We start from the raw sequence: 22,303 nt of genomic DNA, 5'->3' as shown, positions 1-22,303 counted from the left end.
AACCCAGTTCGGTGAAGCGTTTGGCTTCTAGCGGGATGATGCGGTTGGAGGTGGGATTGATTTTAAACATCGGCGGGCTCCGCGGCTTCTGCTATTTGATTCTCTGCAGCTGTAACCGAGAGTTCGCCTGAGAGGAGTTTGGGTAGCAAGGAATCCCGCAGTGTTGCGAGGGTATCCGACTCCCTGACGTTATTCTCAATAGCTTCGTAGAGCGAAGATACTTGTTTTGAGTAAGCCGAAATCAGTGATTCTTGAGGCATAACTAGCGGTATAATTTTGAAGTTCTTTTTACTAATCTCTGCGAAGGTGGTGCCGCTGGCCCTGCTTTTGATTTCGTCCATGTGTGCCGCGCACCACTGAATAACGAACTCGGGGCTTAGAGCCTTTTCGCATTTCATCGCAATATAGCCTTGGTTTACGGCTACGGGTATCTTAGCGAGGGCCAGATACCCAACTGGTGCCCGTGATGACATCAGCACAGTATCAACTGGCAACAGGCCAGAGCTAATCTTCGCAAGACCTGCTTCAGTTACTTTGCGCTCGGTTTTGACGAGAACCTTGTCTGATAGATTTGATAGGTCTTTCGGAGAAGTCCAGTTGATCTCGCCACTCTCCCAGAAGTCTGGGTTTTTGGTAGATGGAGTCCCACCACCTACAACCGTTACCTCATCGCCAATGTGACTAACTCTCCACCCCTCCGGAATCTCTCCCAGCTCACTATCCTGCATGGCCGACGGAAACAGCTCGGCGGTGGCGCGGAGTTCGGCGTATTGTTCGGGCTGTTCGGCCTGGAGGCGGGTTAGCTCCGCTTCGCCTTTGCCGGAAATGGCCTGCATGGCGGCGAGCAGGGCGTCTTCCTCGCTGCCGCCGGCTTCCAGTGCGGCGATCTTGGCTTTGACCGGCTCGAAATCGACAAACCAGCTTTTGAAGATGGCCTGGGCCATCTGTTCGAGGGTTTGGTTGATTTGGTGGTTGAGTCCCTGTTTTTTGTCGAATGAGGCGAGAAGTTCGCCAATACGGACTCTCTCAGTAAGCGCCCGTGGAACCTCGCACGAGATTGAGTTAAGTGTGCCTTGATTGAGAAGCGGTTGTCCTGAGCCTGATCGATATTGGTTTAAGTCTGAGAATGTCAGAAAGTAATACCAGAACAAGCTATCTTCAGGGTTCTTGCTGGTACAAATGATCGCATTATCCGATACCCAGCAGGGCTTATCAGAAAAATGGACACTCCCGCAATAACTCCCGACACGTCCGATAATAATCGTGTTCTGGTCAGAGTTAATCTTGTCTGCATGCCCTATGAGTCCATTGGACCCGTAAACTGGAAACGGTGCGTCGTCGTCTCGATCAGGCGAAGACTTGCCATTTTTGAATCGAAGATATTCTGATAATTGCGCAGAAATGAGCTCAGTACTCATACCCCAGCCTCCCAAGATTCCGCTTGATCTCAGTCTCCAGCCGGTCACTCTCAGCAAACTGCTCCCGCAACTGCCCGGTCAACCTCGCCATCTTCTCGGCAAATGGCTCGCCGTCGTCTTCCTGCTCCTGCGCGCCCACATAACGCCCTGGTGTCAGAACAAAATCGTGTTTCTTGATTTCGTCCAGGCTGGCGGATTTGCAGAAGCCGGCGATGTCACTGTAGCCGCTTTCCCCCTCTCCCCGACCCTCTCCCGCAAGGGGAGAGGGAGAAGATTGCTGCCAGGCGTGGAAGGTGTCGGCGATTTTGGCGATGTCCTCAACGGTGAAGTCCCGCAGTACCCGGTCGCGCATAAAGCCCAGGTTGCGGGCGTCGATAAACAGGAGTTCTTTCTGGCGATCGCGTTTTACCCCCTCACCCCCGGCCCCTATCCCGCGAGGGGAGAGGGGGGCATGGCCGGATTTGTCTTTGGTCAGAAACCAGATACAAGCCGGGATTTGGGTGTTGGTGAACAGCTGGCCGGGCAGGGCGACCATGCATTCCACCAGGTCTTCTTCTACCAAGCGCTTGCGGATTTCGCCTTCGTTGTTGGTGTTGGAGCTCATGGAGCCGTTGGCCAACAGCAGAGCCATGCTGCCGGTGGGTGCCAGGTGGTGAAGCATGTGTTGCAGCCAGCCAAAGTTCGCGTTGCCTTTGGGCGGGGTGCCGTACTTCCAGCGCACATCGTCGGCCAGGGATTCGCTCCACCAGTCCTTAATATTGAACGGCGGGTTGGCCATTACAAAGTCGGCGCGCAGGTCGGGGTGCTGATCGTCCAGAAAGGTATCGGCGTTTTTCTTGCCAAAGTTGAAGTCGATACCCCGGATAGCCATGTTCATGGCCGCCAGCTTCCAGGTGGTGGGGTTAGACTCCTGACCATACACAGAGATGTGCTTTTTCTGCTCGGCGGCATCGTAATGCTGCTCGCTGGCGTGTTCTTCAATGAACTTGTCACTGGAAACAAAGAAACCGCCAGAGCCCATGGCGGGGTCGTACACCCGGCCTGAGTACGGCTGCAACATTTCCACAATCAGGGTCACGATGCTTTTTGGGGTGTAATACTGGCCACCCTGCTTGCCTTCGGCCAGGGCGAACTGGCCCAGGAAGTATTCGTATACATGGCCGAGGATGTCTTTGCTTTGCAGGTTCAGCTTCTCGCCATCCAACACCGGCTTGGTGAAGGAGGTGTCGGAGAACGTGTTGATTAAGCCCAGCAGCTTGTCGTTGTCCAGCTGATACTGGCTGATGCGGTTAAGAATGCCTTTGAGTTTTTTGTTGTGCTTTTCAATCTCTTCCAGGGCGTTGTCGATCAGCCAGGAGACGGAGCGCAATTTAACGTCATTACCGGCTTCGTCTTGCCAGAGCACGGTGCCCACGGGCAGTACGGCTTTTTCTTTCAGGGTGTTCCAGCGGGCGGCTTTGGGCACCCAGAACACGTTGGCTTCGCGGTAGTAATCCAATACTTCCAGCTCGTCGCTCAGCGCATTTTGGTATTCATCTTCGTTGTTGAAATCGTCCCGGGGCAGATAGTAGATGTTGTCGTCGCTGTCGGTTTTGAATAGTTCCAGCAGTTCGTCCTGGCGCTCCTCGAAGGCATCGGATACGTATTTCAGGAAGATCAGGCCGAGCACGACGTGCTTGTAGTTGGCGGCGTCCAGGTTGGCGCGCAGCTTGTCGGCGGATTTCCAGAGTTTATCGTCGAGGGCTTTGAGGAACTGTTGTTCGGGGTTGTTCATTACCGGATATGTCCTTTCCAAAGTAAATGCTTTTTGGCTGCTGGCATAGCGTAAAAGCACCCAGCGACAAGATGTGTCGGTGCGTGCCTTTTGGTACGGGTTAGGATGGGGGCTTGCTAACCACTCGAATGGCTTGGTTTTACTTTAGTTGTTGGGGGAAGGCAAGGTGCGGGTGCAGTTGAAAAATTTGATTCAGGCGACTTTCTTTTATTGGTGGGGCAAAAGTGGGGCAAAATGGAATTCCCGAAAAGGCTTCAGGCATAAAAAAATCCAACCACCGTCAAGTGATTGGATTTTTTTGGAATTCTGGTCGGGACGGTAGGATTTGAACCTACGACCCCTTGCACCCCATGTATGGATGACACTGCCAGTAAGGTCATGAAATACAATGAAAACCTGCCTTCTGCCATGGGTAGAAAATAGGGAATTACGGCCCTTATAGATCAAAGGGTTACATTACGGTTTTGGATTGGATATTGGCAAGGGTTGGGGCAGGGAATTGCTGAGGCCGGAGAGCCCGACCCCAGCATTATGAGTGCTGCCAGCTAACGTAAGGCCATGATTTATATAGTGCTGGATTGTACGTTCTCGCCCACAAATGTCTATAGATGTCTAACAATGTCTAAGGTGTGGCCACAAAATGCCCGCAGGCATAATTTATCAGCACGCTAATGTCGCGCTATTTTACAGTCTTTAACAGCGGCGCTTTATGGTCTGCGCTAAGGTATCGATCAAAGGAGGATAACATGCTCAAAAGGACGCTATTACTAATCGCAATCACCGCGCCAGCAATCAGCCATGGTGCGGTATACCAATGCAAAGTTAACGGTCAGACCGTTTTTTCTGACCAGCCATGCGGCGACGATGCGCAAAAGATCGAGGTGCGAGCTCCGAAGTCACAGGGCGGATCGATGGTCAGCGAGGGTGCCCAGGACTTTATGAAGCAGCGGGAGGTGGACCGGCGGCTGCATGCAATAGCCAATGAAATACGAGATTTGGAGCGGCGAAAGGTACGTGCGCGCAGTGATATGAATGCAGCTCTGAGGCAGTTTGACAGGGACCGGGCGCGCGCGAACAACAACATCGCCGGGGCGGTCTGGGAGGGTTCGCTGGCTGAGGGTGCGGAAGTACAGCGGCAGCGGTACCAATCTGAAATCGACACTGCTGACCGCCAGATCGATCGACTCAATAAAGAGCGCGACCAGCTTCTGGGGCGGGACTAAACCGTTTGATCCACCCCGCTCAACGCCGGGGCTGGCCCCTCGATCTGCCGGCCCCGGATGAATACATGATCCCCCACTTGCGCATCCCCTCGCACTCGCACACGAGCGCCGGTCACTAGCTCCACGGTTGCCCCATCTGGATTAACTGCAATCACCTGGCCTTTGTCCCTCGGTTCTGAAGGCAGTATTCCAAGCAGGCGCTTATACAGGTTACTCATGGGTTTCTACTCCAATGGTTTGCCAGAGTTCGGGGCGGCTGTGGCTGATGCTGAGGCTGCGCACTAGGCCGCGCCGGGTGTTGCCCTGCTCCAGATACTCTACCAATGTGCCCGGACGAATCATGCCGGTTTCTGGCAATACGGGCAGGCGTAGGCTGATGCTTGCCTGCTTTCCGGTGTCGCCCAGCAAAGCAAGCCCGCGTTGGCGTGTCATGGCTGGGTCTGTTGCTAGCTCGTCAACGATTGTTGGCGCGGGGTTGGTGCCGCCGCTGGTGCCGACAATGATTCTATCTGCGCGACCCTGATCGCCGCCGTGGACATAGACCGCGTTGTAGTCAGGTTTCTCTTGCCACTCTATACCCTCTACTTCGACAACGTCCTCCGGCAGCGCAATGTCCGGTACCGCGCTTGACCAATTCCAGGGGGCGGTCGGATATCTGGGCAGGATGCGCAACACCTGGTCAGTATAGTGGCTCTGCACGTATGCGCCGCCCGCTTCGGCAATTCGCTTGGCGGCATCGATCCAGGTGCCACTGTGTGACCAGATTCCCGCCGGTATCTGCCAATCCTCTATCTGCCAATCCAGTGTCCAGCCGATGGGTATGCCGTTCACTGTCATGGCAGCGTTCAGCGCTTGCTGTGCTGTGAGCGGGGTATCGTTGGTGTACTGGATCACCGGGGCCAGCGGTTCCGCCAGAAACGCGGCGCGGCCACGGCCTGATACTCGCAACCATGACTCACCAAATCGCCGCTCCCGCTGGATATTTTCGACCAGTACGCGCAGGGGCTCGCCGTTGATTGTTGCGATCAGCTCAACGCGAGTGCTGCTGTCTGGGCGCACTTGCGACAAAGCTGAGGCCGGAATCCGGGTTGACCAGCTCCAGGTCCATGAGTCTGCATCGATGCTGGCTGAAAAATCTTCGGCGGCTACGGGGGTGCCGTTTAGCTCTGTCAGGGTTAGTTCGTTTATCACGTGGTATGCCTCCCGAACGGGGATGATGATTGTGTCTTGGCCGGGCTCGGTCGGGCAAGGTGGCTGGGGTGGATAGCCGGTGCCCAGCACAACCTCGCACCGGAGCGGGCGGGGCTGGTAGCCGGCGCAGGGTATAGCGATTACAAAGCCCGGAGGGGTGTACTCGTCTGCCCAGTCGGGCCACCAGTAGCCGGGCGCTGGCTTGGCGGCATGCTGCCAGCGTATTTCTAGCCGGGTGCCGGTGGGCCAGGCATTTTTGCTGCCAACGCTAAGGCCTTTGGTTGCCGGCACCGCCTGCTGCTCTGCCATTCTCAGGCTGTCGCGCTGGCGCATGTATTCCGCATGCGGGATGCCGGCGCTGCCGTGGCGCTTTATGCCGTGGGTGTGCCGGGTTCGGGCGCTGGCTCGATAACGGATGGCTTCAGCGTGCTGGGCGTCGGTGCGGGCGGTGAGCGGTATCCCGTGCTGATGCGATTGCCTGGCGCTGGCCTGGTACCGGATCATTTCGGATGCCGGGGCGGTTAGCGATTTGCCCAGGCTTATCCCGTGCTGGTGCGGATGCGCCAGCGGCACGCTGATCTGATTTCCGTCGTTGTTGAGCAGTTGCAGCGGGGTAACGGTTTTTGGCGAGCTTGTTTTGTAGCGCTCGCTCACGCGCTTTGCGGAGTTATCCGGCAGATCCAGATTTTGCTTTAGCGACGACTGCAGTGTAAGCCCTGGTGCCTGCGGTGGTGCGACCACGGAGGCCAGGCTGGAAGCCATGAGGGCGGTGGCCTGCAGGCTCAACACTGGCAGTGTGGGCGCTGCAATGGCGGCGTCTATATGCGCCCTGTATGCCTGACTGCCAGCGGCCGAAAACGAGAGCAGAGCGGGCGCCGGCGGCGGCAGGCTTGCACTTAGGCGGCTGACATCTACGCACAGAAACACCGGCTCTGTCAGTGGTGGTGGCGTATAGCCCAATGCCAAAATGACAGGATCAAGCGCTACCGGGCCTTCCGTGGCAGGCTGGCACAGAACTACGGGCTCCTGGATGTCTGGCGGAGTGTAGTTGCCAGGGAGTGCTACCGGCGCTTCCAGCGGGCTTGGCTCATACATCACTATATTTCTCGTTTATTTGGGCCGCATATCCCACGAAAACTGTTTTGTTTCTTTCATTGCTAATATCACTAGGCTGTAGCCTGCGCGATATATCGGTAACTTTTTGACTTTACTCAAAATAACAGCCCTTGCTGAAAATTATTAAGGGGTAAATTCTAATCTGCGGACGGGGCGCACGCGTCTGCTCGTGCTGTTCTTGTAGCTGTTGCCCTCGTCGCCATCGCTGAACCTGCGGCGCCACGCGCTGTCGGACGAGTACTGCGTCGAGCACCAGTAGTAATCCGAGGAGCTAAAGGCCTGGGCGCTTCCGCTTTCAAATCCTACTGGCGGTGTCTTGTTATGCCCAAGATTTTCGTAGATCACCTGCAGCTCGCTACGGGCCGGCATGTACCAATCATCAAAGCCGCCCCCGCGATAATCCAGGCAGTGGTTGCCGGCTTCAAACCGGGCATCGCCAGCCATTGATAGCGTGTTGCCTGGGCCATCGGTGTTGCTCTCAGCCTGAGGCCAATCGCCTCGTGGATCCATCCACTTCAGGCCGTAAACATCGGCCTCTATATCTGCCACAATCAACTTGTACCATTTGCCGCCATCCTCGATATCGCCGGCGTAAAATCCGCCAGCGGCGGCCTCGCCGATAACCGTCGGTAGCGGGTCAGAGGCTCCGCCAGCTTCGATAAAGTAGGGGCCGTGAGTGATGGGCTGGCAGCCGGCGGCTATGTAGGTGATACCGTAGTCGCCAGTCGCTGCTATTTCTGCTGCCCAGTCGCCGTTTGCGGCAGGCACGGCGGTGCTGACCAGCTCCTGATCTGGCCAGGAGAATATGCGCACAAAGTCCGCGGGGTCACCGCTTGCCGTGGTTGCGTTGCCGGTTATTTGCATGATTACCCCCTGAAAACTGCGGATGAGATTAGTGCGGTGGCCCCGTTAAAAAGCCGGGCCACGGGGCTTCCGCCCTCGGTGCCAGTTTGCGGCATCTGTAGCTCACCAGTGCCGCCATCTACGCTCACGCTGCAGTCTGACCACCAGGCGCCGTCCGGCTGTTTTATGCGGCCCCATTCTGGAATGGTGCCGGTGGCCGGGTCTGCGCCGGCTATCTGGGCGGATATGGGTACGGCCAGGCGCATTTCGATCAGCTCGTCATCGATGGTGCCGGCGGTGCGTATAAGCTCCAGCGTTACGATGGGCGCGCCGCCGGGCGGGTCGCCGGCCACTGGGCGGGGCGTGCCGTAGATTTCCAGGGTAGCCGGGGCGGCCTGTGGGTCGGGCTGTTTTAGCAGCTCCAGGCTGGCGTAAAGCGCCGGCAGGCGGCTGGCTTCCACCCGCGCGGCTTCGTGGGCTGGTGATATGTCCATACTGCCTCCTATGGCCTATCTATGTTGCCCAGGGCGTAGATTTCACAGCCGTCTGCACCATCGTCCAACGGCTCTTCGGACTGCTGTATAGCTCGAGCAATCCAGAAGTCGGCAATGGCGCCCACGGTGTTGATGCGCACCACGTTGCCGGTTTCCCAGCCGCCTCCGTTGGCCGCTGCCGGGATGACCATGTAGGGCGTTCCGCCTTGGCCTTGCTCACCCCGGGTGCGGGGGTTGATGGGCGCTATGTCGTCACCGTTTTGGGTGTAAACGCCGCGCCATACAAGCCCTCGGCGCTCGCTGATGAGCTCCCAGTTGTTGCTGCTGGCGTTGGTGCAGCGGAGTAGCCAGCGGTCGGTGTCGCACCCCTCGTTGGTGACGGTGATGGGGTGGTCGATCAGGTTGAGCGTTGCGGTGGCTTCATCGCCCTTGATTGCGTCGCTCCACGATCCATCCCAATTTTTCTGATCCCAGGTGGCAGCCACTCGGGCGCGGCGGTCGCCGTGTATCAAGCAGCTGGCGACGATGGATTCATTGGCCGGGTAGTCGTGGGTCAGTTCGCGGGATAGCTGGATTTCACCGGTGATTTGCACATCCACCACCAACCTCAAGTCGCCCACGGTGTGACGTACGGTTACGGGCATGGCTACGCCAGTGACATCGTCAAACGTAACTGTGCCGGTGGCGCGGTCGAGGCTGTAGCCCTCGGTTACGCTGTCGCCGTTGGCGTCGATCACGCGCACCCATGCCACCCTCGGGCGGGTGGCGATGGTGTCGCCGGCGGCCACGGTTTGTGGCGCTGTGTCTTGTGGGTGCATGACCATAACCACATCGCCGGGGCGATAGATGGGCACCCGGCCATCGGCGGGCAGTCGCACGGCATCGATGCCGACTATGCTGGCGTCCAGTGGCAGGTAGGTAAAGGCTACGGCGTTGTAGCGCAAGCTGCTGGTCACCATAGGTAAGGGCTTGTAGATGTTTCCGCTGCCGTCTACGTTGTTGGCGTCATACCAGGGCTCTGCTTTTTCTTCGGGGCTTAGGCTGGCGTCTGGCACCAGCTTTCCGAACCTTACCGCGGCGGTGCCGAAGGTGTAGTTTACGGTGCCTTGGCACCACTCGTGGGTAAATTCGCCGTTTTGATCCGCTGTAGCAACTACCTGAGTGCCGTTTTCCGCGGCGCCGGTGATCTGTAGCGACTCTGGTTTGAGTGGGGCGCTGGCTGTGCGGAAAAAGCCTTCTGTTGCCGTCCACTGGCCGTAAATTGTCAGCAGGCTGGTTACGTTTAAAGCAGTGTTTTCGCCGTCTTCCCAGAAGCTAATGGTTGCTTGCCGGCCATCGTAATCGATGACGCCAGCCGCCAGCCCGCTTTCGGTTTGTGGGTTTATGTCGGTGACTATCCCGCCAGCCCGGTCGTCGTAGCTTTTTCCGCCGAGAGTGAAGCGCACGGAATCCGGAACTATGCCGTCTGTGATTCCCGGGGCCAGCCTAACTTGCAGCTCGTCCAGGGGCGCTATCGTGCTCCCCGGCTGGCTGGTAGAAGTCACGCCATCAACTACATAGCTGGCGAGCGCGTCTTTGGTGATGTCGATTTGCATGATTGCCCCTTATGCGCTTGCAGATGCGTATCCAAAGCCAAGCCAGATGTTGCGCTTAACCTGGATATCCATTGTTGAGATAGTGACCGTTGCGCCGTTCACTGTGCCGATGGCTTGCTCAGTTTCGACCTGGTGATAGCTTGAGTTTTTTGCCAACTGCGGGGGTACGGTAAGGATGCCGGCTTTATCCCGGGCAATTACCGTGATATCGGCGCGACTCTTGGGATCCGTAACTGTGAGCTCAAGCGCCAGACTGTCGGGCTTTGGTATATCTGGCAGCGTTATGGTGCTGCCGGTGGGTACTGGCTGGTCACGCTTGTATACGCTTTGCCCGGGATCGTCCGCCTCGTACCAGTTGTAACTAATAGCCAGATCGCTGCCGCGGTTTGGGAGCCTGGTTAAATAGATTTCTCCCTCGCCGCTGCCTGGGTCGATATGCCCGGTTGCGGCGCCCGTTACGGTGCCGGTTGCGTCCACGGTCGCCGTTAGTGTGTCGGCGCCGGCGGGCCAGGTCATGCTGAGGCTGCTAGCAATTACCGGGTTGTGATTGAGATTGATTGGTACTGCTACGCGATCAACAGCCAGAGAGTCTGCGCCGGAGCGCACTTCATAATGCACGCGGGAGCCGTATATGTGGATGATTTGGCTTCCTGCGTCTGGCAGGGCGCCGAGTGTAACGCTGGTGTTACCCGTCACATAATCAATGGTTCCGCTGCCGAATCCGGGGTCTGAACCGCTTATCACGCCTTCGCCGTCATCGACTAATGTGTACCAGTTGCCTTGGGCCATATAGCTGATGCTGTAGGCGCCTGGGCCGGGCACGGGGGCAAGGGTCTCTATCCAGTTATATCGGCGGTTTTCCGGGGTTACGTCACGGGCCAGGGTGTGCGCTTGCTGGGGCACCTCTACTGTGCGAGCGCCAGCCTCAATGGTTTGGATCAGCGAAGGGTTTAGCGGCTGGTTGGCCAAAGGCTCTTCGGACTGGGCGGCCGGGACAAGCTGGGTAAACATGCTTTGTGTACGGATTGTTTTATCGCCAATGCCTGCAGCGGCAACTGTTTTTTGGGCCCCAAAATATCTTGTCGCGTCGGCTACTGTTGTGTCCCGAAGGCGAGCGCCATTTGTGTAGTTGTAATTATCGCCAATGTTTGGCGTATGCCCTGAAAAATCAAATCGGAGGGCATCGGATAGATCCATGGAGACAATCAGTCGAACAAAATCTTTGCCGGATGAGGGGTCAGTGAACACCCGAAGCGTGGCCTCTACCTCCGTTATGCGTACGTACTGCTCTTTTTCATCGGGCAAACCTTCGTTCTGCACAAGCGTTAGTGTGCGGCCTCGGGGCGGCAGCTCTGAGCCCTCGCGTTGGATGACTCTTATTTGTCGCATGCCTTCTATGTGGTTTTCATATAGCGCGCCGTGCCACATGGGGCCTTTGAACAGGTACGCTTCAACCCGACTGGCTGCCTGCTCCCGGGTATCGAACGGATCATTTGTGGAAAACAGGGTGTAGCCAATGGCGCCGTCTTCGGGCAGGGCTGTTACAACGGTTTTCGCGCCACCGAACAGGTCCGTGCTCAGGGTGCGGACGGCAAGAAACAGCTTGCGGAGGTTGAAGCGACCCATGGCGCGATCAAGGTCGCTGATGTCCTCGAACACGTTGTTCATCACCCCATCAGGGATTTCGGTACCGGTTGCTGCACCGCCGCCCTCTGGCACATCGCCCATCACCTGCGACTTCAGGAATTTAATGTTCTGTTCTTGTATGGGCATGGGTTACGGCTCCACGGTGATGAAACGGAATGTGGGGATAACTTTGTGGTCTGGGCCGGGCGCGATCACATAGCGCACTGGGGTGCTTTCGTAGCCGGGGCCATCGTGGTGGCGGAACTGGACGGTATGAGTTTCGCCGTGGAAGTTCAGCGTGAGCTTTTGCTCCAGCGTGTTGTGCCAGGTGATGATCTGCGGCTCCAGGGTTGCCAGCATCCAGCCGGGGGGCTCCAATGTGATAGGGCGCCCGAACTGGCTGGCATCTGACATGATGATCGGCTTGCCGGTTAGGCCCCGGGTAAAGCTCTGGGCCACTGGCGACCATATACGGTCTGACCAGTTCATTTCTGGCGGCAGCTCTATGGTGTTGGTGCCGTCTGATAGCGTGATACTCACAGCGCGGTACTCCGTGCGTTTTCCAGTGCTCGAATGAGATTGTCTTCGTCGCCGGCGATCACTCGCACCATCCGCCCGCCAAGGTTTACGTTGACGGTTTTGACGGTTTCGGTGCGGGCTTGGGACGATGTTGTGGTTTGGCTACGCTGGCGCTCGAACTGCTGCCGCTCGCGCTCTGCCTGCTCCTGCCTAGCCTGGCGGTCTGCCGCCTCTTTTTCGCGCTCGTTTTCAGCTTCGCGACGGCTTTTTTGCTCAATAGCGTTGATTTTTTCGAGTTGCTGGAGCGCCTTGCCGTAGTCTGCAGCGGCGTTGTCGGCACCTTCTTGCGCGGCCTGCTTTTGGAGCTCGATTAGGCGCTTCTTTTCCGCTTCGTACTGCAGCTGCTGGGCGCGTTCGGTGTCGCCCTGGATTTCCGCCAGCCTCTGACTCAACGAATTGAGTGTGGATTCGGCGGAGCTTTCCAGGCTTTCGATTTTGCTGCGGGCCTGATCGATTGCTCCTTGCAGACCGGAGAGAGTTTGTTTGTCGAGCAGGTTGAATTTGCTGTCTGCACGGGCGGCCCAGTAGTCCAGGTCTTGCATGCTGAGCTGGCCGGCGTTCATTTTTTGGGTTAAGGATTCCAGTGCAATGGCCTGCTCGTAATACTCTTTTTTCACCTCAGCAGCCGCGAGAGCAATGTCTGTGAACCAGCCTGAAAGCTTGGTGCTCATAGTGGCGCGCTGGGCTTTTGCCAGCTTTTGCACTTGCTCGGTGGTTTTTTCCAGCTGCTCGCGTAGGTTTACAGTCTCTTCTACAAACGCATTGCTCTTGATCTTGGTCTCGAACATGTTTCGAGCAGCGGCGCTGAGCTGGGTTACGCCGGTGCGGGCGGCGGTTAGGGCGGCACCGAAGGCGTCCCCCCATGCTGCGCGGAACTCATCGCGTGCTTTTGCGGCTTCTTCTTTTGCTTTTTTAGCTTTGTCCGCGACATCGTCAATTGCATCACCGGCTTCCTCGGCATCTTTTGCGATGTCCTTGAGGCCAACGTCAATCGTAATGCCGTCGAGGGCGAGGGCTTTCTTACGAATTGTTTCTAGCGCTTTGTTGGCCCCTGCGGCTCCAATCTCGCCAGCATCCTTCAGGCCTTCAATCTTTTCTCGGAGCTCTGCCAGGCCTTCTTTGGTATTGGCCGCTTCAATGGCCTCTGAGAATTTTGTTTGGAATGTATCAGCGGCTTCTTCGCTGGCCTTCTGAAATTGCTCAACGGAAATACGCCCATCATCCATCGCCTGCTTCAAGCTGGTTGTTAGCTGTGGGATGGCATCGACACTGACGCGAGACAACGACTGGGTAAATGAGTCTGCTATTTGTTTGCCGGACGCCTGAGTGCTGCTAACGATTTTCTGAAACGTAGAGATGGTTTCGCTTTCGATAGTGGACAGGCCGGACCGGTATTTCTCTGGATCAAGGCCAAGTTTTCCCAGGTCTTTGTTGAGTGCAATTACCGACAACTTGGCTTTCTGCGCCTCTTTCTCAAGATCGGAGAGCCCGCCTGCGCCTTTGTCACCGCCTTTTTTGAGTTTTTCGCCGGCGTCCTCGCCCTCTTTGCCAAGCTTCTTTTGTGATTCCGCAGCCTTGCCGGCATTAGCAAACATATCGGCGTAGGTGTTATCGATCTCAATCAGCTTTTCCTGCATGCGGTCATATGCGGCGCTGATGTTTTCCAGGGTGTTGCTATCGACCGGCGTGTTTAAAACCTCAAATGCAAAGCGCGCTCGCTCTGCCATTTTTGTAAGTCCGCCAGCCAAAGCTATGCCGGCGCGCTCTATCTCGACAAACTCATCTTTCAGGTAGGTGCCAACCTGCCAGCCGACAAAGGCGCTGCCAACCAGGGCAACGGATTTTTGCAGGCGTGACATGCTGGCTGCTGCCGCGTTGATCTGGGCAGGCATGGCCAGCAGGCGAGCCGACATAGCAGTCAGGCTCACGTTTGCTGTCGCCACCGCACCGGCCATTTTTACGGCAAAGGCAGTCAGGGCCACGGAGCCAACAATCTCTGCGCCTTGCTTGATCTCCTCGATGTTTGCCGCCAGAGATTCCAGTACGCCGGTAAGCTGGTTGGTCAGCTGCACCAAAGCTGGATTAATGGCTTCGCCGGACTTTACTTTCAGCTCTTCAAAGCGCTGCCCCAAGGTGTCCAGGGCGCCATCCAGCGTTCCGTCTGCCATAGAGCGGGCAACGCCGCCAACCTGGGCGGCCACCTGCTCAAGGATGATCTTTTGAGCTTCGGCGACTTCGCCGGTTTCCATCAGGCTGTTGATGACATCGCGCTGGGCATCGGTAAACGACACGCCAGAACGACGCAGCATGTTGAGCCCTTGAGCGGGATCTTCCAGGGCGCGGCCAAGCTGCCGGGCAGCAGAGCCGGCATCACCGCCCATGACTTCAGCCAGGTCTTTGGATAGCTCCAGAGCCTGGCCGAAGGCTTCTCCGGAAATACTTTTGAAGGTGAGCAGAGCAGCGCTGGCGTCTTCAAATTCTTCAACGCTGCCAAGCGTTGCCAGCGCAAGCTCTTGGGATAGGCTACGGATTTCCTCTGCTGTATAACCGGCTGCACCGCCTGTTGCGTTAACAACGGCTTCCAGCTTTTTCATCCGGGTTTCATAAGCAGCCGCTTCGCTGCTTACGGATTTAAGGGTTGCCGCAATACCGCCGAGCGCTGCGCCTGCAGCAACCACTTTTCCGATGTTGGCGCGAAGGCCTTCCATGACCCCCTTGGTTTCATCAGCGCCTTCGCGCAGGTCTTTGGTGTTGTCCTCAACCTGCTCCTTGCCGGATTTTTCCAGTTCTTTCAGCTCGCCTGAGAGGGCGGCCACGTTTTCGAGGCCGTCCACCAGGGCTGAAATCAATAGATTGACGCGCTCGTCGTTTCCTCCGGCCATGTTGCTGCAGCGCCTCCCGGCTTAGATCATTGCCATTTCGACAAAACGGCTCAGCCCGGCACCTGTGCGGGTTTCGTCCGCCAGTACAGTTCCGGATAGCGCGAGCTCTGCGAAGTCATCACCACCGTGGCGCTGGAAGCCAGAGGTGGGCGACAGTTTGACGCGGAAATAGGTAGCGCTCATCGGGTTGCCACCGTCTACCGCGTTCAGGCCTTCCCAGCGCAACTCATAGGTTTGCTGAGCAGCCGCCAGAGCTTGGATCAGATACTGCGGGTTTCGGTTGTAGCTGACGGTGACCTGTAGCTCTTCGTCCAGAGTGGCAAAAGTGATGTTGGTAGGCGCATCTTTGATGCGGATGCCGTGGGGAGTGCGGTCGTAGTCGGTACCCTCTACCAGAGTCACAGGTGAACCATCGGTAGTTTCAACCGTTACGGTTTGATCTGGATCAGGCAGGTATTTGAAACCTACACGGGTGCCGCTCCAGACACTTACGGTTTCGCCGGTGATAGCTTGGTCACCCAGCAACTCAGAATTTGCCAGGAACGCGGCAGCCAAGTTCTTGGGAGTGATGTCGTTGCAGGTGGCCTCGAAGGTAAACGTGGATACGTTTTCGTTTACGTCCAACTCGCCACCGGCTGCAGTGGTGTAGTCCTGACGGGCCTGGCGGTCGATTTCAATGGATTCGCTGAACCCGGTCACGTTACCAAGCTCAAATGGACGGCCACCACCAAGGGGGCGGAGGATAAAGCGGCCACGGCCTTTGTAGCCGCGAGTTTCGGAAACTAATGCCATGGTGATGTTCCTCTTTATGGCTGGGGTTTGGTTGTCAGCACATAGCCAATCGTGACCGTGTGCGTAACGCCGGCTATGTTTGATCCGCTATCGGGGTGCCGGTACTCCCCGCCGGAGATTTCCAGTGACAGCGTGCCCGGCAGCTCATCAATACCGGTGAGCTTTGCCAGCGCTATCGATATATCTTCATCAAGGCTGTCCAGGTCCGGCTCATAATCGCGGTCGGCGGCATCGACCATTCCGACAATTTCAACGCTGCGTAGCTTGCGAACAGTGCGCGGCTTGACGGCTTCGGGGGCGTTGATTTCCGTGCTGACTGAAATCATGGGCAGATCAGAGCTTTTCAGTTGCAGGCTTTCTGGCCTGCCTCGCTTTACGCGCTGCCCCGCATCTGTTTGATAGCCGCCAGCCAGTGTTATCTCGGAGAGGGCCAGCATGATTCTGTCTGTGAGTTCGGTTCCGCGGCTCATCGTTTCAACTCCTGCCTGAGTGCGTTGGCCAGCTGGCGCTCGTACTCGGTTACCAGGTTGCGGCGGATTTGTGGCTTCAGATCAGTGCGAACCGCACGAAACACTTGGTCAACCGATGGGCCGTACAGGTGTTTGATGTCTTTCTTGCCGCGCCCTGTACGGACAAAAACACCCATGACGTTTGAGCCCTTCAGAGGGATCAGAAAGGCTTTGCGCATTTTTTTTCGGCTGCCGCCTTTCTTGACTGCAACGGATACACCGGCCTGCTTTCTGCCAGAGGCAATGCCGCGGGACGTATCGCCGGATGCCTGCTTTGCCACACGACTCATTTGTTTGGCACCGTACCGGGCCAGGCGGGTGGGGCGCTTACGGCCAGTGATAACTGCCTCTGGGTTGTTGATTGATGCTTTCCGGCTTACCTTCAGGTTTTCGTTTACGTAGCTGGCCTTGAGCCTGACATCCTTCCGGATCGCCTTGCTGGCCGCTGTGCGTGTTTTGCTGGCAGTTCGGTTGATCGCACGCATCTGGGCCTTCTCAACAGCGCGCACTGCACCCCGGAGCAGCCCGGTGGCATTACTGATGTCTTTGGTATTTATGCTGTAGCTCATCGCAGCACCAGTTTCACCATGATGTTCGGGTCGTCTTGCGTTTCCATCTGTTGATCGACCCGGTACGATTTGCTACGAACCTCAACCAGCGCCCCAGGTGTGATCGCCGGGTAGTCCGCAGTCAGAATGCTGATGGTCATTCGTTGCTCAACCGCTTGCTCGTATCCAGAGAGCTCAATCATCTCGACGTTGGCAATTGCTCTTTTTTCTTCGCCGTTATAGATGATCCCCTCACCGAACATATCCATGCAGATCTCTGCAGTTTCCCGGGCCAGGTCAATCATCGGAGCCCTCCACCGGTGTGGATTGGCCGAAAATGAATTCCTCACCACTTCGGAACTGGATGTAAAACTTTATGACCTGGTGCGGCCTGGTAGGGTTACTAGGCGATACCGGCTTCCGAAAATTGGCCGGGTATTGCTCGATCTTCGTGATACTGCCCTTGGTCAGGTATACATCCTTATCCGACTGCCGGAAGACTTCAGAGATAGCAGGATCGTAAACTTCATCAGCGGTTTTGCCCTGGAAGCGTTTATTCGTGATCCCGTGCATGTACTCATATCGCGTGTTGATGAGGTAAACGGGGAACTCAACAGAACCGTCTGGGGCCACTTCAATCTTTTTTACCCAGGCCGGGCGCGGAAAGCTGCGCAGAAACTCCGAGAAGTAGGCGTGTGCGCTCATCTCTGAACGAGACTGCATTTGCAGCTCCAGCACCTGGGCGGTCAGCCTCAGATTGTCGGCCTTGACGTTATCGAGGCTCTTTTCCAGCTCCTGCATGCGGGCGTGGACAACCTTGAAAATCTCAACCTCTGCTTCTTTCTGCTGGCCTTTGTAAGTGGCATGCATGCCTGCCATGGCAACGAATGCTGATATCAGAGCACCAAGCACCACCGGCCCTATGATCTCCCGGCGGTTCATTCTCCGGGCAGGTGGGGGCTGGGGTAGTACGTGATCCAAGGCGTCCGATATCTTTGTCACTCGCTATGCTCCTGGGCTTTAACTTTGCCGGTGCGCATTACGTCCGCCAGCTCTGTGGCACGGGTGCCTACTTGGCGGGCCCACTTGCTGTTAAGCATCTCGGAAGCGGCTCTTTTGTAGTTGCCCTGCCCAATTGCGGCCCACATTCTCTTGAATCCGATCAGGCCTCGAAATCCGAGGTTAAAACACATGTTCGCGATCACGGTTTGGCGCACTGGATCAAGGGCTCGATACTCGGAGACGGTCTCAAGCTGGCGCTCCACTGCCTCGATGTCGTTATCCAACATGAAATCCGCTTCGTCGCGGGTTATGCCAACGTCATCGAGGTTTCGGCCATAGCCAACTGTCAGCTTGCCCACAGTGTCCAGGTAGGGTTTCAGGCGCAGGCCTTCGTGTTTTTCGAGTTGTGATCTCAGCAATGCTCGGTTCATTGTGACCCTTATTTGCTTAATGGCCTTTATGCAGCGCCCTGCCGAAACAAGGCGCTGTAAAAGGCCACTGGTTATGCGCTGAGGCGCACCAGGCCGGTGGCTGATGGGTTTGCGGCTGCGGATGCTGCGTGGCCGATCAGGGCGTTTGAACCTGATCCGTCTGCAGTAGTCGCCTTGCTGCCGTCCCAATAGATCGCAGCTCCTTCAGTCCATGCCTGAGCTGAGGTTTTTGGCAGGCGCCATACACCGGTCAGCTGGCCTTCGAATGACTCACCAGCTGCAGCATCATGAAGCGCAACTACGAACAGCGAGCCAATCAGCTTGCCAGTGCCGGAAGTTACTCCGCCGGAAGGGGCGGTGAGGGTCAAAACCTGACCCGGCTGAACGAAATTTGTAGCCATGTCAGTTCTCCTTATTGTCCGGCGTTGTACGCAGCACCACGGTAGTCCAGCGCGGCCACACCGAAGTCATGGCGCACTTTGTACTTGGTGCCATCTACGTCGAAACCTTCTTGCATTTCGAGGTAGGGCTCTTGGTTGCCGTCGAGGAATGCAACTTCGATAACCGGTGCTTCCGTGGGAGAAGCAAAGGTGTAGAAGCCGGTACCACTCAGGCGTGGGGTGTCGATCACATCGGAGAACAGGCCGCGAACCATGTTCGGGCGCTGCATCTTGCCGCTGGTGTCGGGGTCGTACTCAGCGCTATTGATAACGCGGGCTGTGCCGCCAAGGCCCATGGGTACCAGCAGGTTTGCCGGGCGCAGGTCGAGGAAGTCATTGCCGCTGATGTCTTTTTGGCTAGCCATCAGTACGCGCATGGCTTCCAGGGTTGCGACCGAAAGTCCGCCGGCGGTGCCGATATTGCCGTGGTCGGCATGGAACAGGCTCTTGCCATCGTCCATAGTTGGGCCTTTACCGCTGTTTTCCGCTAGCAGGGCATAGACCGTGGCTTCGATGGTGCGGGCAGCTGCGCGACCAAGCATGTTGGCCAGGCCGATGAAGGCGCTCAGGTCATCATTCACAATCGCCTTGCGGGTCAGTGAAATGATGTTGCCAACAGTGTCTGCCTGAATGGTGGCTTTCTCGCCGTCTGGGATGGCCTTGTACTTGTACTCGCCGTGCTCGTTCAGGCTGTCCAGATTACCCAGGCTTCCCAGGCGGTAGCGGCTATGGGCGCGGAAATCGCTTACTGAGCCAGTAGCGCAGAAGCGCGACCATGTGTCAGATGCTGAGGCGTAGGAGGTCTGCAGCGTTTTGTGCATGGCGTCTTCCAGGATCACCGGGAAATCACTGGTGCCCTGAGTAAAGGCGTTGGCCACAATCTTCATCTGGTCGAGACCGCGGGTGCTGGAGCCGGAAGCCTCAAGAGAGTCTTTGGCAATATCCAGGAGCTTGTAACCGCGGTACGGGTTGTTGCGATCCGCTTTGATGCCGTTTACACCGGCCCGGGCCATGATGGCCTCTACTGCAGCCGCACGCTTAACGTCGCGCTCGTCCTCAACCACGGTCACTCGGCCTTGGATTGGCTCAGATCCTTCCGCCAGCTTGGCAAGAATCTTTTCGCCAGCCTGCTCAGCAGTTACCTTGAAATCATCCAGGCAGGCAGCTTTCAGCTCCGCTAGGTCTTCACGGCCTTTGAACAGGTCGAACTTTGCATTTATGCCTTCGCGGCGTGCAGTTTCTTCCTGCTGCAGCTTGGCGCGGATTTCGGGCTCAGTAGGGGCCGTGGCCTGCGGTTCTGCCGCCGGCTTCTTTACGGGATCAGGCATAGCTGGTTCCTCTGGTTTGATTGCGGCGGCTGCCGCTGGTGCTTGCTTCGCGAATTTCGGAAAGCGGGTGAGATCGAACGTTTTCTCGATGCTGGCTGCGATTGGAAGGGCTTCGGTTACCTGGTTAACATATCCAGCCGCTTCAGCTTCGGCGGCGGTATACCAGTGGTCTTTGCCATCAGACATCAGGGCCATGAACTCGGAAGCCTCTTTGCCTGTACCATCTGCGTAAGCTTCAGCCATGGCGCTGGCAAACTTGTCCATGGTGTCTGCCATGTCGCGCATTTCGTTGGCGTTGCCGATGCTGAAACCCCAGGGCGCGTGGATCATATACAGCGCATTGCTGGCCATGTTTACCGTGTCGCCGGCCATGGCAATCAGGCTGGCAATGCTGGCTGCAATGCCGTCGATCTCCACGGTTACAGTGGCAGGATGGCGCTTGAGGGCGTTATAAATGGCGAGGCCGTCTGTTACTGAGCCGCCAGGGGAGTTGATGCGCAGCGTGATTGCATCGGCTTCGAGGGCAGCCAGGTCTTTTACAAATCTGGCTGCAGTAGTGCTTTCGTCGTCCCAGCTGTCGCCAATGTCGCCATAAATGAAGATTTCGACGGCATTGTTGGCGAGGGCTTTGATCGAGAATGGGTTGTGCTTGGAAGGCATAACAGCATCCCTTGGTTTTTGGATGCTGCTATGGTTCCAAGCGCTGATGCGCGGTTTTAGTCTAACTTGTCGTCAATTTCAGTCTTCATCGGAGCTGTCCGAATAAATGTTTTCACTGACGACCTTCCAGGCTGCATCAGAATCAAACACGAGATCACGATCCTTGGCATCGTTCCGGAACTTCTGGATCTGGTCCAGCACGTCCAGCGGGTTAACGCCTCGCTTGCGCATGACCTCAGTTTCAGAGGCAAAGCCGGCGCGTACCAGGGTGGCCCAGCCGTTGGCTTCTTTCAGGGGGTCAATCCACGGCATGGACTGGCCGATGAATAGAGCATCGTCAGCAGATCCTTCTTTCAGCCCTTTGGGTACGGGGACTACGCCGGAAAGAGCAGCCGCCCTTACAAACGCTTCCCAAATCGGCTGAATGATGTTGCCCACAAACTCGTCTGTAAGCGTGGCGTAGTTGCTCCATTGCTCAATCAATTCCTGACGCTGCGCGCTGAACGTGCCGTTGTAGTCTCTGGCCACGCTGCTGTAGGTTGCGCCTACGCCCGCTGCCAAGGCTTTGAGCTGGCCCTGACGGAAGGTAATCAGGTTCGGGTTCGGGCGCTTGGAGTCAATCAGGCCGATTTCTTCGCCCACTTCCAGCGTGTCCACGATCGTGCCCGGCTGCATGCTGATTTCCCGGGGCGCAATGTTGCCCTCGCTGTCCCTGGGCAGGGTATCCGGATCCAGCATTTCAGGGTTGCCGCGCTTCACGTAGGCGGTGAGCATGGCCGAGATTTTGGCGGCTACTCGCTCGGACTCTTCATAATCCTTGATGTCTTCTAGCCGGGTAATAACGCTCGCAAATTCGGACACACCACGAATCTGGCCGATACGGTCGGTTGATGCTATATGCAGGATCCGGCTTGCTGGTACAGGTTTGGTGTTGTTGCTGGACAGCATCACAATGCCGTCTGTGGGGTGCTGCTTGTGTACCCAGTACGCCCTTGGTTTTCCCCAGGCGTTGAGCTCTATACCTTGCCGAATGCCCAGGCGTGTGTCGTTGAGTGAGTAGGGCACCATGTCTGGCTCAAAGATTTCGAGCGAAAACGGAATTTTAGTTCCGTGATCCAGCAGAGGCACGGGGCCGCTCAGCAGCTGGACAAACGCCTCGCCATCTCGCAACCAGGTCTTTACCAGCATGCGCTGGATACGGGCCCAGTGGTATTGACCGGTAACATCAGGCTTTGTTTGCCAGTCGCGCCACGCTTCCAGTAGTGCGGCGGCGTATTCTTTGTGAATTTTTCCGTCTTTTGTGCGGGGCTGCGGCTCTATTCCGATGCCTTTGGGGCCAACGATGTTAGTCATTAACGTGCGCAGGATGCCCCGGGCAATATCGTGGTTTTGCTCCAAGTGCCGCGCCTGGTTGCGGATTGCGACGGCCCCCTGTTGCGTTTGCACGTTTGGGCCCCCGGTATCGCGCCGGAACTTGCGGGTGCGGTCTGGTTTTGCAGCTTCGTAGTAGGCCTGAACCTGCCTGGCCTGCATGCGCTTCAGGCCGCTTACAGGATTGAACCAGTTAACAATGCGGTCGGTGACTGTTGGCTGTGGGCGTTTACTCATTGGTCCAGCCTCGCTACGGAAAAGCCTAGGCCGCCAAAGGTGGGAGCGCCAGAAGCGCGGCGGCGCTCGGCAATGACGCGCTGCTCCCATTCTTTTCGGCCTTTGATGATGTCGGGCAGGTCGGATCTGGAAACCCGGCGACCCTCAAACTGTATATCGCGGCCCTGAAGAACGGCAGCTTCTGCTGCCAGATATTTTGCGAGCATTTCTGAAGCTGTCGGCGTCGTCATTTTAAGCTATCCAA

21 protein-coding genes are annotated in these 22,303 nt (G+C 56.9%); 1 reads left to right on the top strand and 20 read right to left on the bottom strand.

Annotated features, from left to right (window positions below):
• Positions 1–62: 62 nt before the first annotated feature.
• Both CDH48_RS14490 and CDH48_RS14485 read right to left on the bottom strand, forming a co-directional pair.
• Positions 63–1,418, bottom strand: a complete 1,356-nt coding sequence (locus CDH48_RS14490; protein ID WP_100689456.1) for a restriction endonuclease subunit S — start codon at positions 1,416–1,418, stop codon at positions 63–65.
• Complete coding sequence (locus CDH48_RS14485; protein ID WP_100689455.1) at positions 1,408–3,192, bottom strand: class I SAM-dependent DNA methyltransferase; 1,785 nt, start codon at positions 3,190–3,192, stop codon at positions 1,408–1,410. Before CDH48_RS14485 ends, CDH48_RS14490 begins: the two co-directional genes overlap by 11 nt.
• 746 nt (positions 3,193–3,938) lie before the next feature.
• Between CDH48_RS14485 and CDH48_RS14480 the strand changes: the two genes are divergently transcribed.
• Positions 3,939–4,415, top strand: coding sequence for a DUF4124 domain-containing protein (locus CDH48_RS14480; RefSeq protein ID WP_157807842.1), 477 nt, complete (start codon positions 3,939–3,941; stop codon positions 4,413–4,415).
• On the opposite strand, the gene CDH48_RS14475 is transcribed toward CDH48_RS14480, so the two are convergent.
• The 18 genes from CDH48_RS14475 to CDH48_RS14395 form a co-directional block, all read right to left on the bottom strand.
• Positions 4,412–4,633 (bottom strand): hypothetical protein, encoded by a 222-nt coding sequence (locus tag CDH48_RS14475; RefSeq protein WP_100689453.1) that lies wholly within the window; start codon positions 4,631–4,633, stop codon positions 4,412–4,414. The genes CDH48_RS14480 and CDH48_RS14475 overlap by 4 nt on opposite strands.
• Positions 4,626–6,701 carry a hypothetical protein gene (locus tag CDH48_RS14470; RefSeq protein WP_100689452.1) on the bottom strand — a complete coding sequence of 692 codons (2,076 nt, stop codon included), beginning with the start codon at positions 6,699–6,701 and terminating at the stop codon, positions 4,626–4,628. The genes CDH48_RS14475 and CDH48_RS14470 overlap by 8 nt, the downstream gene beginning before the upstream one ends.
• A 144-nt stretch (positions 6,702–6,845) precedes the next feature.
• Complete coding sequence (locus CDH48_RS14465; RefSeq protein ID WP_100689451.1) at positions 6,846–7,586, bottom strand: Lcl domain-containing protein; 741 nt, start codon at positions 7,584–7,586, stop codon at positions 6,846–6,848.
• Positions 7,587–7,588: 2 nt separating this feature from the next.
• Complete coding sequence (locus CDH48_RS14460) at positions 7,589–8,059, bottom strand: hypothetical protein (protein WP_100689450.1); 471 nt, start codon at positions 8,057–8,059, stop codon at positions 7,589–7,591.
• An 8-nt stretch (positions 8,060–8,067) separates the two neighbouring features.
• Positions 8,068–9,654, bottom strand: a complete 1,587-nt coding sequence (locus CDH48_RS19230) for a hypothetical protein (RefSeq protein ID WP_198515509.1) — start codon at positions 9,652–9,654, stop codon at positions 8,068–8,070.
• 9 nt (positions 9,655–9,663) lie between these two features.
• Positions 9,664–11,427, bottom strand: coding sequence for a hypothetical protein (locus CDH48_RS19225; protein WP_198515508.1), 1,764 nt, complete (start codon positions 11,425–11,427; stop codon positions 9,664–9,666).
• Between the two features lie 3 nt (positions 11,428–11,430).
• Complete coding sequence (locus CDH48_RS14450; RefSeq protein WP_100689449.1) at positions 11,431–11,820, bottom strand: hypothetical protein; 390 nt, start codon at positions 11,818–11,820, stop codon at positions 11,431–11,433.
• Positions 11,817–14,741 carry a phage tail length tape measure family protein gene (locus CDH48_RS14445; RefSeq protein WP_100689448.1) on the bottom strand — a complete coding sequence of 975 codons (2,925 nt, stop codon included), beginning with the start codon at positions 14,739–14,741 and terminating at the stop codon, positions 11,817–11,819. The genes CDH48_RS14450 and CDH48_RS14445 overlap by 4 nt, the downstream gene beginning before the upstream one ends.
• A 21-nt stretch (positions 14,742–14,762) precedes the next feature.
• The gene (locus tag CDH48_RS14440) at positions 14,763–15,533 is read right to left on the bottom strand and encodes a phage tail tube protein (RefSeq protein ID WP_100689447.1); all 771 of its coding nucleotides are present in this window, start codon (positions 15,531–15,533) and stop codon (positions 14,763–14,765) included.
• Between the two features lie 14 nt (positions 15,534–15,547).
• On the bottom strand, positions 15,548–16,003 hold the full coding sequence (locus CDH48_RS14435) for a hypothetical protein (RefSeq protein ID WP_100689446.1): 456 nt from the start codon (positions 16,001–16,003) through the stop codon (positions 15,548–15,550).
• Positions 16,000–16,611: a phage tail protein gene (locus tag CDH48_RS14430; RefSeq protein ID WP_100689445.1), complete on the bottom strand. Its 612-nt coding sequence runs from the start codon at positions 16,609–16,611 to the stop codon at positions 16,000–16,002. The genes CDH48_RS14435 and CDH48_RS14430 overlap by 4 nt, the downstream gene beginning before the upstream one ends.
• Positions 16,608–16,895, bottom strand: a complete 288-nt coding sequence (locus CDH48_RS14425; protein WP_100689444.1) for a hypothetical protein — start codon at positions 16,893–16,895, stop codon at positions 16,608–16,610. Before CDH48_RS14425 ends, CDH48_RS14430 begins: the two co-directional genes overlap by 4 nt.
• On the bottom strand, positions 16,888–17,592 hold the full coding sequence (locus CDH48_RS14420) for a hypothetical protein (RefSeq protein ID WP_157807841.1): 705 nt from the start codon (positions 17,590–17,592) through the stop codon (positions 16,888–16,890). The genes CDH48_RS14425 and CDH48_RS14420 overlap by 8 nt, the downstream gene beginning before the upstream one ends.
• Positions 17,589–18,023 (bottom strand): glycoside hydrolase family protein, encoded by a 435-nt coding sequence (locus CDH48_RS14415; protein WP_100689442.1) that lies wholly within the window; start codon positions 18,021–18,023, stop codon positions 17,589–17,591. The genes CDH48_RS14420 and CDH48_RS14415 overlap by 4 nt, the downstream gene beginning before the upstream one ends.
• A gap of 71 nt (positions 18,024–18,094) precedes the next feature.
• Entirely contained in the window at positions 18,095–18,424 is a 330-nt protein-coding gene (locus tag CDH48_RS14410) for a DUF2190 family protein (protein WP_100689441.1), read from the bottom strand.
• Between the two features lie 11 nt (positions 18,425–18,435).
• Entirely contained in the window at positions 18,436–20,451 is a 2,016-nt protein-coding gene (locus CDH48_RS14405) for a ClpP-like prohead protease/major capsid protein fusion protein (protein ID WP_100689440.1), read from the bottom strand.
• Between the two features lie 78 nt (positions 20,452–20,529).
• The gene (locus CDH48_RS14400; protein ID WP_100689439.1) at positions 20,530–22,059 is read right to left on the bottom strand and encodes a phage portal protein; all 1,530 of its coding nucleotides are present in this window, start codon (positions 22,057–22,059) and stop codon (positions 20,530–20,532) included.
• Complete coding sequence (locus CDH48_RS14395) at positions 22,056–22,289, bottom strand: hypothetical protein (protein ID WP_100689438.1); 234 nt, start codon at positions 22,287–22,289, stop codon at positions 22,056–22,058. The genes CDH48_RS14400 and CDH48_RS14395 overlap by 4 nt, the downstream gene beginning before the upstream one ends.
• Between the last annotated feature and the right edge of the window lie 14 nt (positions 22,290–22,303).

The organism is Marinobacter aromaticivorans (assembly GCF_002806975.1).
GTDB classification, from domain to species: domain Bacteria; phylum Pseudomonadota; class Gammaproteobacteria; order Pseudomonadales; family Oleiphilaceae; genus Marinobacter; species Marinobacter aromaticivorans.
The sequence above is the reverse complement of the archived record's forward strand: the minus strand, read 5'-3'. Positions and strand labels throughout refer to the sequence as shown.